Source organism: Fictibacillus sp. 5RED26, from assembly GCF_015903895.1.
Lineage (GTDB): Bacteria > Bacillota > Bacilli > Bacillales > Fictibacillaceae > Fictibacillus > Fictibacillus phosphorivorans.
Map to the genome: position 1 here is coordinate 1,429,572 of NZ_JACZDU010000001.1, position 15,694 is coordinate 1,445,265.

Annotated in this window: 13 protein-coding genes and 3 riboswitches; of the genes, 2 read left to right on the top strand and 11 right to left on the bottom strand. The window is 40.5% G+C overall.

What is annotated here, in order from left to right; all coding sequences use genetic code 11:
* Positions 1–195: 195 nt before the first annotated feature.
* The 11 genes from metH to IHV10_RS22775 form a co-directional block, all read right to left on the bottom strand.
* Complete coding sequence (metH, locus tag IHV10_RS07440; protein ID WP_197127972.1) at positions 196–3,648, bottom strand: methionine synthase; 3,453 nt, start codon at positions 3,646–3,648, stop codon at positions 196–198.
* Positions 3,641–5,491: a bifunctional homocysteine S-methyltransferase/methylenetetrahydrofolate reductase gene (locus tag IHV10_RS07445; RefSeq protein WP_197127973.1), complete on the bottom strand. Its 1,851-nt coding sequence runs from the start codon at positions 5,489–5,491 to the stop codon at positions 3,641–3,643. Before IHV10_RS07445 ends, metH begins: the two co-directional genes overlap by 8 nt.
* 64 nt (positions 5,492–5,555) lie before the next feature.
* A riboswitch (SAM riboswitch) is annotated at positions 5,556–5,670 on the bottom strand.
* A gap of 1 nt (position 5,671) precedes the next feature.
* Positions 5,672–6,310, bottom strand: coding sequence for an NAD(P)-binding protein (locus IHV10_RS07450; protein ID WP_197127974.1), 639 nt, complete (start codon positions 6,308–6,310; stop codon positions 5,672–5,674).
* A 15-nt stretch (positions 6,311–6,325) separates the two neighbouring features.
* Positions 6,326–7,078 (bottom strand): sirohydrochlorin chelatase, encoded by a 753-nt coding sequence (locus tag IHV10_RS07455; protein WP_197127975.1) that lies wholly within the window; start codon positions 7,076–7,078, stop codon positions 6,326–6,328.
* Positions 7,079–7,864, bottom strand: coding sequence for a uroporphyrinogen-III C-methyltransferase (gene cobA / locus IHV10_RS07460; RefSeq protein WP_197127976.1), 786 nt, complete (start codon positions 7,862–7,864; stop codon positions 7,079–7,081).
* A 12-nt stretch (positions 7,865–7,876) separates the two neighbouring features.
* Complete coding sequence (locus IHV10_RS07465) at positions 7,877–8,098, bottom strand: DUF3906 family protein (RefSeq protein WP_066394287.1); 222 nt, start codon at positions 8,096–8,098, stop codon at positions 7,877–7,879.
* A 14-nt stretch (positions 8,099–8,112) separates the two neighbouring features.
* A complete protein-coding gene (locus IHV10_RS07470) occupies positions 8,113–9,741 on the bottom strand; it encodes a nitrite/sulfite reductase (protein WP_197127977.1) in 1,629 nt (542 codons plus the stop codon).
* Between the two features lie 24 nt (positions 9,742–9,765).
* Positions 9,766–10,365 carry an adenylyl-sulfate kinase gene (cysC, locus tag IHV10_RS07475; protein ID WP_197127978.1) on the bottom strand — a complete coding sequence of 200 codons (600 nt, stop codon included), beginning with the start codon at positions 10,363–10,365 and terminating at the stop codon, positions 9,766–9,768.
* On the bottom strand, positions 10,331–11,521 hold the full coding sequence (gene sat, locus IHV10_RS07480; protein ID WP_197127979.1) for a sulfate adenylyltransferase: 1,191 nt from the start codon (positions 11,519–11,521) through the stop codon (positions 10,331–10,333). The genes cysC and sat overlap by 35 nt, the downstream gene beginning before the upstream one ends.
* 26 nt (positions 11,522–11,547) lie before the next feature.
* A complete protein-coding gene (locus tag IHV10_RS07485) occupies positions 11,548–12,255 on the bottom strand; it encodes a phosphoadenylyl-sulfate reductase (RefSeq protein ID WP_197127980.1) in 708 nt (235 codons plus the stop codon).
* Positions 12,256–12,350: 95 nt separating this feature from the next.
* Positions 12,351–12,494, bottom strand: coding sequence for a YezD family protein (locus tag IHV10_RS22775; RefSeq protein ID WP_370629648.1), 144 nt, complete (start codon positions 12,492–12,494; stop codon positions 12,351–12,353).
* Positions 12,495–12,793: 299 nt separating this feature from the next.
* Positions 12,794–12,898: riboswitch (SAM riboswitch) on the bottom strand.
* Positions 12,899–13,111: 213 nt separating this feature from the next.
* Between IHV10_RS22775 and IHV10_RS07495 the strand changes: the two genes are divergently transcribed.
* Entirely contained in the window at positions 13,112–14,011 is a 900-nt protein-coding gene (locus IHV10_RS07495; RefSeq protein ID WP_197127982.1) for a sulfite exporter TauE/SafE family protein, read from the top strand.
* Between the two features lie 42 nt (positions 14,012–14,053).
* A riboswitch (SAM riboswitch) is annotated at positions 14,054–14,158 on the top strand.
* A 116-nt stretch (positions 14,159–14,274) separates the two neighbouring features.
* On the top strand, positions 14,275–15,588 hold the full coding sequence (locus tag IHV10_RS07500) for a homocysteine synthase (RefSeq protein WP_197127983.1): 1,314 nt from the start codon (positions 14,275–14,277) through the stop codon (positions 15,586–15,588).
* Positions 15,589–15,694 lie beyond the last annotated feature (106 nt).

A 15,694-nucleotide genomic window follows, 5' to 3' on the forward strand; every position in this document is an offset into this window, starting at 1 on the left:
AATACATAGAAGGAGCGATAATCTTGAAGAAACAGATTTGTATTGTCGGAAGCGGTACCTCTGGTTTACAGCTTGCTTATGCTCTTAGAGATGCTTTTCAAGTTAAGGTTAATCACTCTCATTCTCCAGAATAGATACGTACTGGACGAGTTATGACGATGTAAAGCACCTGAAACTTCAATCAGGTGCTTTATTCTAACTTAACACATTAAAATACCGTGCTTCGGGATGAGCAAAAACAATCGCAGAAACAGATGCTTCAGGCTCCATCATGCACCCATCCGTCAGTTGAATACCAATATCTTCTGGCTGTATCAGTTTAAATAACTTTTGCTGATCTTCTAGTTCTGGACAAGCCGGATAACCGAATGAAAACCTTTGTCCCTGATAACGAGCGGAAAATCGTTCTCTCATTGTAAAATCTACCGAGTCAGGAAAGCCCCAGCGATCTCGCATCTGTTGGTGAACAAGTTCGGCGAACCCTTCTGCCGTTTCTAAAGCTAATGCTTGAAGTGCATGGCTCTCAAGAAATCGTCCTTCTTTCTTATATTCTGCAGCAAGTTCACGAATACCTGTCCCTGCTGTAACTGAAAAGAATCCAACATAGTCCATTTTCCCGCTTTCTTTTGACCGTAAATAATCTGCAATGCAAAGATAAGGCTCTTTGTTTTGTCTTGGGAAGTCAAACGTTTCTACGACTGTTCTTTGATCAATCGGATCATAGATCAGAATCTTTTCTCCATCACTTTGTCCTGGAAAGAATTGATATAGAGCTGAAGGTTGAATCAAATTCTTTTCTTTCGCTTCTTTTAACAGAAGATCAATCAATGATTTCATTTCAAGGGTCCGCTCGTCCTTTTCTTGAAGCAACCTAGTTATTTTACCTTTTATGCCAAGATGATGTCCGAGCAGCATCTGTAGATTGATATAAGGCTGAATATGTGAGAGTGAGTAGTTTTTTAAAATGTGTCTTTCCGTATCGTTCGGAACAAAAACGGGAGCAGTTCTTGAAACCTTTGATCGGACTCTAACAGCAGTTGCAACCCCTGCAGAGCTTTCATTGATTTCAGAGTTTAGAGCTATTGTTTTTTTTCTCTCTGCAAACTCCACAGCCAGTCGATCGAACTCTTTTGGTGTTTGAATCTGATTGGCAAACGAGAGACCTTCCATCGCATCTTTTGCATAAAGAACCATTCCTTCGTATTCCTTCGATATCTTAGTGTCTGTGAACTTTCTTGATAATGCAGCACCCCCAACTAAAATGGGTGTTGAGATGTTCGCTTCTCTCATATCGTTTGCCGTTAACACCATCTGTTGAGCAGATTTCACGAGCAATCCAGATAGTCCGATAATATTTGGTTTTTCTTTTTTAATCGCTTCAATTAACGTTTGTGACGTTACTTTGATCCCTAGGTCTACCACTTTAAATCCATTGTTGCTTAGTATGATGTCTACAAGGTTTTTACCGATGTCATGAACATCACCCTTAACTGTCGCAAGTAACACTTTTCCTTTTGAAGCAGATTCATCATTCGTTTCCATGTAAGGTTCCAAATAAGCAACGGATGCTTTCATGACTTCTGCACTTTGCAGGACTTCTGCAACGATTAACTGATTCTCATTGAAAAGTCTGCCCACTTCTTTCATGCCATCCATTAAAGGACCATTAATGATGCCTAACGGAGTAGCATACTTTAGTAATGCGATCTCTAAGTCTGGAATTAGTCCTTCTTTCGTACCTTCTAAGATATAATATTGAAGCCGCTCTTCTAAACTCATATCAGGCAGCTTTGATTTTGTTTCTTTCTTCTTTCCTCTATAAAAATCAGTAAAAGTAGATAATGCTTCCTCTGTTGTTCGAAATAATAGATTTTCTGCCATATCAATTTCTTCCGGTGCAATAGAAGCGAAACGTTCTAACTTTTCAGTATTTACGATCGCGTAATCAAGTCCCGCTCCTGTGCAATGGTAGAGATACACTGCATTTAATACTTCGCGTCCGACCGGTGGCAATCCGAATGATACGTTACTGACTCCTAAAATGGTTAAGCATTGTGGAAAGTGTTCCTTTATCAGGCGAATGCCTTCAACCGTTGCATTCGCTGAGCCAATGTACTGTTCATCACCTGTACCCACTGGAAAAACGAGCGGATCGAAAATGATGTCTGACGGTGAGACTTTATATTTTTCTACTAATAGGTCATACGATCTTCTTGCGATTTCCAATTTCCGCTCAGCCGAAACGCCCATTCCAATCTCATCAATCGTTCCAACCACTACTGCCGCTCCATATTTATGAAGAAGCGGGATCACTTTTTCAAAACGTTCTTCACCGTCTTCTAAATTAATAGAATTGATGATGGCTTTACCTTGTGAATACTTTAAAGCGAGCTCGATAACATCTTCATCAGTAGAATCAATCACAAAGGGAATTTTAACCTTCTTAACTGCTTCTTTCATAAACGCTTCCATATCACTTAATTCATCTCGATCAGGGTCAGCTAAACAAACGTCGAGTACATGAGCACCGCCTTTTACTTGAGCCCTTGCAATTTCAGCCGCTTCTTCAAACTTCCCTTCAGCAATCAACCGTTTGAATTTTCGTGAACCGATAACATTTGTTCTTTCTCCTACCATGATCGGTCTTAACGTTGGGTCATCGTAAATGAATGGTTCGATTCCTGAAACCATATGAGTTTCGTTTACTTGCAAGTCACGTGGTTGATAGTTCTTCATAGCTTTTGATAATGCTTTAATATGAGCAGGTGTCGTACCGCAGCAACCACCCACCACATTCAGCCATCCTTTTTCTGCAAACCCAGATAGTTTAGTAGCCAATGAGTCTGGTGTTTCATGATAATTTCCTTCTTCATCTGGTAGTCCTGCATTCGGATAACAGCTCACTGCTGATGTAGACAGACTTGATAGAGAGCGAATGTGATCTTGCATGAATTCAGGTCCTGTTGCGCAGTTCAACCCAACGGCAAGAGGATTCATGTGTTTTAACGATATATAAAAAGCCTCAATTGACTGACCCGCAAGTGTGGTTCCCATTGGCTCGATCGTTCCAGAAACCATGAGCGGGATTCTTCTTCCCGTTTGTTCAATAGCTTGCTCGATTCCTAGAAAGCCAGCTTTTACATTGAGCATATCTTGGCTTGTCTCTAAGAGAAGAAGATCTGCACCTCCGTCAATCAATCCTCGTGCTTGTTCAGCATAAGCATCTCTTAACGAATCAAACGTCGTTCCGCCCGTAACACTGAGCGTTTTTGTCGTTGGTCCGAGTGAGCCCGCAACAAAACGTGGCCAGTGTTCTGTTGAAACAGCATCAGCTGCTTTTCTTGCAATTTCTGCTCCAAGCTTATTGATCTCATATGCTCTATATCCTAGTTCGTATTCATCCAGTACAAGATTCGTGCCGCCGAATGTATTCGTTTCAATGATATCAGCGCCCGCCTCAAGATATTTATAATGAATGGATTCGATAACATGGGGTGCCGTTACATTTAAATACTCATTACAACCGTCATACGCTTCACCGCCAAAATCTTCTGGAGTGAGATTGGCTTCTTGAAGCATCGTTCCCATCGCGCCATCCATGATTAAAATCTTTGATTTTAGCTGTTTTTCTATTGATGACTTAGGCATTCTGTGACCTCCTGGATAAAAGTGATGGAGAGTTCGCTCGTGTATATCGTGCTAATTCAACGGTTAGTTCGTAACGCATAAATGGTGTGATCAAGTAGATGCCGTTAAAGAGTTCCATAGCTGTGTCTAATAACGACTTCGCAATTGATAAGCCTTCTTCGCACGCTTGTTTTGGATCATCTGTATACTTACCCATGCGGTCACGCACAGCGTTCGATAGTTTGATGCCGGGAACTTCATGATGAAGAAACTCTGCGTTGCGGGAAGAGGTTAAAGGCATGATTCCAATATAGATCGGTTTATCAATATGTTTTGTTGCCTCATACGTTTCAATAAGTCTTTGCTCTGAAAATACAGGCTGGCTGATAAAGTAGTCTGCACCGTATGCAATTTTCTTCTCTAACCGCTCAACGGCTTTATCGATGGATCGGATGTTAGGGTTAAAAGCAGCTCCTACCGTGAAAGATGTTTTTTCTCCAAGCTCTTTTCCTGATAGAGATAATCCTTCATTAAACTGCTTGATGAGCTTGATCAGTTCAAATGACGTGACATCATATACAGAAGACGCACCTGGGAAATCTCCGACGCTTGCAGGATCTCCCGTTACAGCGAGTATTTCATGAATGCCCTGCGTGTGAAGCCCCATTAAATGAGACTGAAGACCGATTAAATTTCTATCGCGACACGTAATATGAACGAGCGGGCGAAGATTAAGTTGGGATTGGACAATCGACCCTAATGCAGCGTTACAAACACGTGGTGATGCAAGTGAATTATCAGCGAGGGTAAGTGCGTCGATTCCCGCTTTTTTTAACGCCTTTGCTCCTTCCATAAAACGTGACGTATCTAATTTACGTGGTGGATCTAATTCAACAATTATGGATTGCCTTTTCTTTACTTCTTCACTTAGAGGTACATAGTTAGATTTTGATGCTGATTGAATCACAATCTTTCGTTTTCTTTGTTTCACTTCTTTTTCTGTTACAGGTGCTAAGTTTTTTAGTTCACTAGAGAAGGCATGTATATGAGCAGGTGTCGTACCACAGCATCCTCCTAATAGACGAACTCCTTGCTGCCTGAACAAATGGGCACATTCTTTAAAATAGTCAGCATCCCCCTCATAATTAAAACGGCCATCTGTATAAGAAGGAAGCGATGCATTAGGAAACGCTGAAAGAATTGCCTGATTTGGTAATGCAACTTCTTCAAGTGTCATCAGCATGTGATACGGCCCTAGACGACAGTTTAATCCCACAACATCAGCACCAATGTTCTCTAAAGAGGTCAAAGCTTCTGAAATGGGAGTGCGGTCCTGCATAAAGCCGACCTCCTGTAATGACACTTGAGCAATAATCGGAAGTGATGTTTCTTTTCTAGCAATCTTTAAAACCGTTTCTAATTCTTCTAGGTCATAATAGGTTTCTAATTGGATGCCATCTACATTCTCCATCAACAAACAATACAGCTGCTCGCGAAAACTGCGCTTGATCTCTTCAAGAGAAATGCTATATGGTTTTATACCGCGTATGCCACCGATCGTACCTACAACATATTCTTTATGAGCAGCTTTTCTGGCGATCTGAACAGCCGCTTTATTAATCTCTTTTACGTGATCTTGAAGTCCATAGCGTTCGAGCTTTGAATAGTTCGCTGCATACGTATTGGTTTGAATGATATCAGCACCTGCATCTAAATAAGCACGATGGATATTATAGATCTGCTCTTCTTGAGAAAGATTTAACTCTTCGTAACAAAAGTCGGATCCGTACGAATACAGAAGGGTTCCCATCGCCCCATCACCGATTAGTATCTTGTTTTGTTTTAAGTCTGTGATTAAACTCATGACAGCCTCCTATATAAAAAATAAAAAGCCTTCTATAAAAGAAGACTTTTTGAGCGTCGGGGTCTTCTTATCTTTACAAGTTCAAGAATTGAACTTGCAGGAATTAGCACCTTTTCAGCTAGTAGCTGCTGGTTGCTGAGGTTTCATAGGGCCGCTCCCTCTACCTCTCTTGATAAGGATTTATTCATTTATTGGTTCGTTTACTAAATTGCGATCTATTTTCTTTAATAATTCCTGTTTATACGCGCGTTGCTTTTCTTCGTTATATAAAAAGGACCGATCTGTTAACTTTGTTAATAAGTCTTTTCGATTTTTTTCCGGATATTCCTTCTTAATGATCGATCTACATTGAAATAAAAAATCTAAATACGTTTCATAGTCTTCACTGTATTTTTGTTGAAGCTCTTTTTTTATCGATTTAGATAAACTTGGACTAGCTCCAGAAGTAGAAACTGATAAAATGAGTTTCCCTCTCTTTACGACACTAGGAACAATAAAGTTACCCAGGTCTGGTTGGTCAACAACATTCACAAGCTGTTTCGAACTTGTTTGTTCTGCAATCCAAGAATTAATCTCTTTACTATTGGTTGCAGCAATGATTAGAAACGCTTCTTCCAAATCAGCACGTTCCACTTCTCTTTCGATCCAAGTCAGCTTTCGTTCAGCATGCCATTCTTGAATTTCTTTGACAGCTGCTGGGCTGATTACTGTAATTATTGCCTCTTCATTCAATAAATCATTAATTTTACGATGTGCTACTAGACCACCGCCAGCTACTACAACCGTTCTACCTGACAAATTTATGTGAATAGGATACATAGCATTCCTCTCTTTTTAAGAACATGCATACTTCTTTGTTTCAAGTGTTTCATGTATTCGTGTGAGTAAAACGTCTTTCAGAATAGGATGGTAGCCAAGCGTCTCGCAAAGAGTTACGTTTTGTGTGGTCTGCTGCTGATGGCGAATTATCGTATGTTTCATTCCATTTATTAATAGTCCTGAAAATAGAAGGTAAGGCACAACGATAACTTGCTCATATAATTCACTGCTACTCCAAAGTGCTTTTTCAAAACTTGGTTCTGAACCAGTTAAAAAGCAAACTTGAATACTAGGAATTCCATAATGATCTTGAACGTTAGATGCTATTGCTTCTAGGTCCCGCTTTACATCTAGATCGGTGCTACCTCTGCCCACTAAAAGGATATGTGAATTTTTTCTTAACGTAACCGCGCTTTTAATGATCTTCTCCCATAACAAATGTGAAATGGCTTGATGTACACCGAAAGGACGTCCGTATTTCACTTCAACTTCTGGATATGTAGTCTGCAGTTGCTGAAGCTCTTTCGGTATGTCTATTTTTATATGGTTCGCACTTAATAAGAACACAGGAATGACAGAGATGCTTGTTGCTCCTTTTTCTATACAGGTTTCAAAACCTTGAGCGATAGAGGGTTCACTAAGCTCTAGAAAACAAATCTCCTTAATGGGCACATCAATTTGTGCCATACAGAGTCTCACAAATTCTTCTGCTTCCATACGTCCTTTTTCCAGTCTTGTACCGTGACAGATAAAGAGCAATGCCTTCATTTACAATGCCTCTCTTACGTCAGCAAGCTTATTCCGTTCATCGTTCAGCTGTTCAAACCATTTCAGTTCACTGCGAAGACGAACAACCTCACCAACAATGATCATACTAGGATTCTCAATATGTTCTCTAACCACAATATCCTCAATCGTATCGAGTGTACCTGTAACGGTTCGTTGACTTTCTAAGGAACCCCATTGAACGAGAGCAACTGGTGTTTCTTTGCTTTTCCCATTTTTCGTTAACTGTTCACAAATATAACCTAGGTTACCCACTCCCATATAGATCGCTAATGTATCAATACCGTTTGCTAGACTTTCCCATTTCAGTTCATCTTCTTCGCCTTTTTTACGATGACCTGTGACTACGGCATAGCTTGAAGCCATGTTTCGATGCGTAACAGGAATACCCGCATAAGCGGGTGCTGCAATCCCTGATGTTATCCCTGGAATGACCTCAAACGGTATGCGGCTTTTGGCAAGTGTTTCTGCTTCTTCTCCTCCTCTTCCAAACACGAAGGGGTCGCCACCTTTTAGGCGAGTTACTACTTTTCCTTTCTGAGCGTGTTTAACTAAGAAACTGTTGATCGTCTCTTGCTTCATGAAATGGTAGTTTGGCAGTTTACCGCAATAAATTAAATCGCAATCAGGTTTTGCATAAGAGAGCAATTCTTTGTTCACTAATCGATCATATAAAATGACATCCGCTTCCTGAATACAACGCAGACCTTTTACGGTTATCAACCCTGGATCTCCCGGACCAGCTCCGACAAGATACACTTTTCCCATCATCATCACTCCTTAAGGATTTAAAATCGTTTCACGTTCATAGAGCACAAAGCCGTTCCCCGTACGAATTCGTTTCTTTTCATAAAGAGAGATCTCATCAACTTCAGGCTGTTTCAAAAAGTACTTTTCGAGCTCGATGTCAACCAACTGAAAAGCCTGTTCATCTGTTGAAGCGGCTATCACAACAGGAATAACCTCTGATTTCAAAATCACTTCAAAACGGTATAAATACATAGCTTGACCCCCTTTTATGAGACTTTTTCTTCTAACTCTTCTGCGATTCGGTCCAGTTCTATTTGAAGATGTTCCAACCCGACACGGTCTATATAATCAAAAAAGCTTTCGGATGGAAGTTTCTTTTCTTTAAATACAGTGAGGAATCGTAAAAGTACCTTGTCAAGTGAATCTGCATGAAACTTTCCTTTAAGCTTTTCATTAAACTTTCCTCCATCATCAAGTGTGCCACCCACATAGATCTCAAAGGCTTGAACCATCTTCTTCTCTTTCGTTTTTAACAATACACCTTGTAGACCAATATCTGCGATCTGACGCTGTCCGCAAGAGTTAGGGCAACCTACCATATGAATGCGAACGGGAACATCGAGTGCTATTTTCTGATCAAGGTTCTCAGCAATTTTCCGCATCCTTTCTTTCGTTTCAACGAGTGCTAAGTTGCAGTACTCGATCCCTGTACAAGAGACGGAATGTCCTATAAAAGAAAGAGGCTGAGTAGTAATGCGTTTGAAAATGCTTTCTTTTAAAAGCAAGTCGACGTTTTCGTGTTTCACATTTGGAATAATTAAGTTTTGAGAATTCACCGTTCGAATTTCACCGTTTCCGTATTTCTTAGCAATTTCAGCAAGCTTTAAAACTTCATCAGCATGAAGTCGACCAACAGGTATGTTAAAGCCGATATAACTTAATCCGTCTTGCTTTTGAGGATGAACGCCATAGAAGTAACCTCCGTTCCAAGTTTTAAGAGCATCTTTTCCTTTAGAGTGAAGCGGTCCGGTATATTCTAATAACTTTTCTTTGAATTTATCTGGTCCCCAATCTGCCATTAAGAATTTCAGGCGTGCAAGGTGCCGTTTTTCCCGATAACCGTAGTCACGGAAAATCGTAGTAATTGCGATCGACACTTCTTTGACCTGATGCGGTTCAATAAACACATCAAGGGGCTGTGCTAAGAATGGTCTAGATGAAAGACCGCCGCCGATCTTTATGTGAAAGCCAGGAATCTCTTTATCTTCAATTTCCTTAAAAGCTGGAGTATAGGCTACACAGTTGATCTCAGCATGAGCACTATTGTTCACATTTGAACTAATGGACATTTTGTATTTTCTCGGCAAATTAGAGAAATCTTCATTATGCTGAAAGAACTCATAAACTTCCTTTACAATTTCAGTGGTATCGAAGAGTTCGTGTGGATCGATGCCCGCGATTGGGTTCCCCATGATGTTTCGCGTAATGTCCCCGCATGCACCCGCGCTCGACAACCCAACTGCTTCTAACCGATAAAAGATATCTGGAATCTGTTCAATCGTCAGCCAGTGAAATTGAATGGCCTGTCGTGTCGTGATATCGAATACGTCTCTTCCGTAATCTTTGCAAATATAAGCCAATGCTTTTACTTGTTCATAATTTAAAATGCCAGATGGAACATTGACCCTCATCATAAAATATCCATCTTCTTTAGGACGCTGCAGATAGAGCCCTGCCCACTTGAAACTATCCCATTCTTCTTTTGGGATAGAGGAGAAGCCGTTTTCTGCGTAATAAGGAATATCTTCAAATATTTTCAAGCCGTCTTTTACGAGCTTTTTTTGTTCGGTCTTATTAATCTTCGGATTTTCTGCCCATGTCTTTTCATATGCCATTCTCTCATTCTCCTTTTTATTTAGTTAAATCAGCTTCCTTTTTTCCAGAAGATTTAAGATGCTCTCTACAATCTCAGAAACGCTTTGTTCGTTAGTATATATGGTGAAATCTGGTGAAATCGGTTCTTCATAAGGTGAATCAATTCCAGTAAAGTCAGGAATTTCACCTTTTCTCGCTTTGCTATATAAACCTTTTGGATCTCTTTTTTCACATTCTTCAATCGGACATGAAACAAAAATTTCTATAAATTCCTCTTCTGAAACGATTCTTTTCGCCATTTCCCGATCTTGTATAAAGGGAGAGATAAAAGCTGTAAGTACGACTGTTCCGTTATCTACAAAAAGCTTTGATACTTCAGAAATGCGTCGAATGTTTTCACTTCGATCTTCATCAGAGAATGAAAGATCGCGGTTTAATCCATTACGAATGTTATCTCCATCCAATACATAGTTTCGGATGTTTCTCTCGTACAGTTCTTTTGCGAGCGTATTGGCGATAGTTGATTTGCCAGAACCTGAGAGACCAGTAAACCAAAGTACAAAACTGGAATGGTTGTTTTGTTTTCGCCTAGCTTCTTTTGAAATTGAACTATCGTGCCAAATGATATTGTGCGGTTTGCTCATTTGAATCTCCTATTCTATGATTTGCATCATTTCGATTTAGTCCATTTATTAATACCTCTACTACTTCTTTTCGGCTGAACGTACTAGGTGGAAGTTCTCCATTACGAAGAAGCTCTCTTACCTTAGTTCCAGATAAGATGACATGTTCTTCCGTTGGGTGTGGACATGTTTTCGAAGAAGCCATACCTTCGCATTTATTGCAATAAAAGCTATGTTCAAAAAACAACGTTTGGATGCCGATCTCATCTTCTGTAAACTGTGAAAAGATCTCTTGTGCTTCATACGTTCCGTAATAATTTCCTACTCCAGCATGATCGCGACCTACGATAAAGTGTGTGCAGCCGTAATTTTTTCTGACAATCGCATGAAAAATGGCTTCACGAGGACCTGCATATCGCATTGCTGCAGGAAATACAGCAAGAAACACGCGGTCAATAGGATAATAGTTTTTTAGAAGAACATGATAGCTTTCCATTCGAACATCAGCTGGTATATCATCAGACTTTGTTTCCCCTACTAGCGGGTTTAAGAAGAGTCCGTCTACAATTTCAAGTGCGGCTTTTTGAATATATTCATGAGCACGGTGAACGGGATTTCTCGTTTGAAAACCTACTATGGTGCTCCAACCTAATTCGTTAAATCGTTTTCTCGTTTCACTCGGATCGAGATGATACTCTTGGAACAAATTTTTCTTAATACGTCTAACAAGTGTAATCTCGCCACCTACATAAACAGAATGTCGTTCGAACAGCTTCTTAACTCCTGGATGATTTTGGTCGGATGTCTTATAAACTCGCTCTGCTTCAATTTGTTTAACAGGAGTATAAACATCACCTACTTTAAGAATCCCGTAGGTTACACCATCGTATGTTAAACGAACTTCTTCACCTCTTATAAGTGTTGATCCTGTATCAGAATCTACCGGTAACGTGATGGGCAAGCTCCAAACCGTTCCATCGCTGAGCCTTATATCGTGGACAACGGATTGATAATCTTTTTGGTTTAAAAATCCTTTTAAAGGACTATAAGCTCCAATCGCGATCAATTCAAGATCGCTGAGTGCAGTTGCATCAAGAATAATTTCTTTTTTAAGGTTGTAATGTGGTGTTTCAGGCTTGAACCGAGTGATTAATTGCCCTCCATGTGGCGTACTCATAATGTCTCTCTCCTCCTAGTATTTCTCTATTTATTCTCGTGAAGCCCGCATTCTCGTTTTCCTGTACCTGACCATCGACCGGCACGAAGGTCGTCTGCGTTAACAGCTGCCTGTGTACATGGCTCGCAGCCTATACTTGGATACCCATTGTCGTGTAGTTTGTTATACGGCAAGTCATGTTTATGTGCATATCGCCATATATCCTTCCACGTCCAATGGATGAGCGGACAAATCTTGATGCTTTTAAATCGCCCGTCCCGATTAACAAATTGCGTGTTCTGGCGGGTAGGTGACTGTTCACGGCGTAGACCTGAAAGCCAGGCTGTTACTCCGTTTAGTTCTTCTTCTAAAGGAATCACTTTTCGAATCGTGCAGCATTGATTAGGATTTAATTTCCAAAGCTCTTCACCGTGCTTACTCGCCTGTTCTTCAAGAGATAAAGTCGGTGTTTTCAATTTGATGCGAAGAGATGGATATCTTTTCTTCGCTTCTTCAATAACTTCATACGTTTCTAGAAAATGCAGATGGGTATCAAGGAAAACAATTTGAGCATGGGGCTTTACTTGATGAACAAGATCCACTAAGACGCTTCCTTCAATTCCGAAGCTGCACGCATAAACCAGATCATCTTCATACGTTTCATAAGCCCACTTCAAAGCATGCAGCGCGCCTTTTGTGGGGTTTTCACTATCAAAATCACGGGTATTTTCGTCCCATGTTTCGTACGTTAGCAATCTGCTACCTCCTTTTCGCCATAAAAAAAGCGGCTTTAACGTTTTTAGGGCTTTGCCCATTCGTTAAAACCGCCTCTAGTTTTCTAGTCAGCGAATTATTTAATTCTTATCTTCTCGTTCTTTTCAAGCTGAATCACTTTTCCATCTTGAACGACCAAAGTGATTGATCCAAATTTAATACTGCTCAGCATTTGTTGAAGCTGAGGAAGAAAATCGTTTGCACTATTTTCGTTCGCCACTCCACTGCCTCCCTTTCTAACATTCATATCTTTTCAAAGGCTCTTTCAAAAAGTTGTTGTTTTTTGTTGATTTATGTTTTGGCTTCATTGAAAAGTTGATTGGAGTGCAAGGTGCGAGACTCCTGGGGGATCAGCGGGACAGGTGAGACACCTAAGGACACAAAGTGTCGAGGTGGCTCACCGCACGCCCCCCGGAAAGCGAGCATCCTGGAACGGATATCAACCACTTTCAAGAGCAACAAAAGCCAAAAAACAAAAAAACCTTCCCATTTCGGAAAGATAGTGGAGGTAAACATATTACCTTATCTTCCAAAATGTAAATACATTCTGCTGGAGTTAGCACCTTACAATCGCAGGTTGCCGGGTTTCATCGGGCCAGTTCCCTTCACCACTCTGGATAAGAGTTTAAATTTTATAAAATCATAACATATCTGAAATGGATATCAAGACCTATTTTTTCATTTTTCTATTTTTACAAAAAATTTAAACAAACAGTTGACTTTTTATGTTTTTGAATCATATAGTATTAACTAAAATTTAATCCGTATCGCTGATCGGTAAACCGAAGGCTCTTAACACTTCTTGTTAAGGGCCTTTTTATTTTGAGGAGGAAGATTATGAAAAAGTTAATCGTATTGGCTCTAATTGGTCTTGTTGCACAGTTGATTGATGGTTCACTTGGTATGGCTTATGGGGTTACATCTACTTCATTGCTCTTAGTGGCGGGAATTGCTCCTGCGGCTGCATCTGCGTCCGTACATCTTGCCGAAGTCGTAACCACTGCCGCATCCGGCGCTTCACACATTAAATTCGGAAACGTTGATCGTCAAGTTGTTACTCGGTTAATTCTGCCGGGTTCAATCGGAGCATTTGTAGGTGCTTGTTTTTTAAGCAACCTTCCTGGAGATCTAGTAAAGCCATATATCTCTATCTTTCTAATTATCCTTGGGATTTATATCTTATATCGTTTTCTGTTTAAACTTGGAGAAAAGAAAGCAACAGCGAATGGTAAACCCTTTACGAAGAAACAACTTATTCCACTTGGATTATTAGCAGGTTTCTTAGATGCTACAGGTGGAGGAGGCTGGGGCCCGGTCACCACTCCGGTCCTTATGGCAAAACAGGATATGAAAACCAGAAAAGTGATTGGGTCTGTAGATACGAGCGAATTTGCTGTAGCTGTATCTGCTTCAATTGGATTCTTCATCGCCCTCGGCTGGGAACAAGTAGAATGGCTGTGGGTAGGGGCATTAATGCTCGGAGGAGTGATTGCAGCTCCTATTGCCGCATGGTTAGTCCGTCTCATTCCTTCTCACATACTCGGAGTATTGGTGGGAGGACTGATTATTATTACCAACACTAGAACACTTCTTCATACTCTTGGTGTATCAAATAACACGTTATTCTCAATCTACTTTGTTCTTGTTGCGTTTTGGGCAGTAGGGATAATCTATGCGATAAAAAGCAATCCAGAAAATAAAAATCCGAAATTTTTAAAAAATTCAGTTGACTATTGATAATGACCTATGTATTATAAATCTTAATTCAATATTCAAATCTTCTTATCCAGAGAGGCTGAGGGACTGACCCTATGATGCCCGGCAACCAGCGGAAACGCATGGTGCTAATTTCAGCAGAACAATTAATGTTCTGAAAGATGAGACTTCGATCGGGTGAAATCATCGGGACCTCTTCTTTTGGAAGAGGTCTTTTTTTCTGGGATAAGTTGAAACTGAATGCGATTGGATACAAAAAAATGACGTTGAGGAGAGATTTGAAAATGACTGATCAAAATGCAAAAAGACAGTATGGGTTTGAAACGATTTCTTTACATGAAGGTCAAAAAGTTGATCCGACTACAGGAGCTCGTGCTGTTCCGATCTACCAGACCACTTCCTATCAGTTCAATTCAACAGAGCACGCAGCGAACTTATTTGCCCTCAAAGAGTTCGGAAACATATATACGCGTTTGATGAATCCAACGCAAGATGCGTTTGAACAGACCATCGCAAAACTTGAAGGCGGTGTTGGTGCTCTTGCTCTTGCTTCCGGTCAGGCAGCCATTACAAATGCTATATTCAATATCGCTGGCTCTGGTGATGAAATCGTCGCTTCTACCTCTCTATATGGTGGAACGTATAACCTGTTCTCTGTCACTCTCCCCAAGCTCGGCATCCATACACAATTTGCTGAAATTGATAATCTTCAATCGTTTAAAGATGCTATTACAGAAAAAACAAAAGCCGTATACATTGAGACCATCGGGAATCCAAAAATTGATGTAGCCGATATTCAAGCGATTGCTGACATCGCACATGACGCAGGAATTCCTCTTATTGTAGATAATACGTTGGCTACGCCTTACCTTTGTCGCCCGATCGAACATGGAGCGGATATTGTTGTCCATTCTGCAACAAAATTCATCGGAGGACATGGTACTTCAGTAGGTGGAGTTATCGTCGATTCTGGAAAATTTGATTGGAGCAATGGGAAATTCCCAGGCTTGACTGAGCCAGATCCAAGCTATAAAGGAATTGTGTATACGGATGCATTTGGTCCACTTGCTTATATTCTTAAAGCACGTGTTCAGCTGCTTCGAGATCTAGGTTCGTCTATCGCACCGTTCAACTCCTTTCTATTTATTCAAGGATTGGAAACACTTGCTCTGCGTATAGAACGTCATGTTGAAAATACATTGAAAGTAGCGAAGTTCCTAGAGAGTCATCCATCGGTCGATTGGGTAAATTACGCAGGGCTTCCAAGCAGCCCTTACTATGAACTTGCCCAAAAATACCTCCCTAATGGCGCGGGTGCGATTTTAACATTCGGGGTTAAAGGCGGTGTAGACGAAGGTAAAAAGTTGATCGAAAATGTTAGCATCTTCTCTCACCTGGCAAACGTGGGAGATTCAAAATCATTGATCATCCATCCAGCTAGCACCACTCATCAACAACTCTCTGAAGAAGAACAAAGAAAATCAGGCGTAAGTCCAGAACTAATCCGTCTTTCGATCGGAATTGAAACAGTAGATGATCTAATCTATGACTTAGATCACGCATTAAAAGCGATCTCACTTTCTCCAAGTGGATTGTAGATTACAACGCTTAAGCTGCTCGAAGGAACCCTTTGAGCAGTTTTTTTGTTTCCAAGATTCTTCTTCTGTTAGCGAGCACCTTAACCGGAAACCAGCTTTATAAACA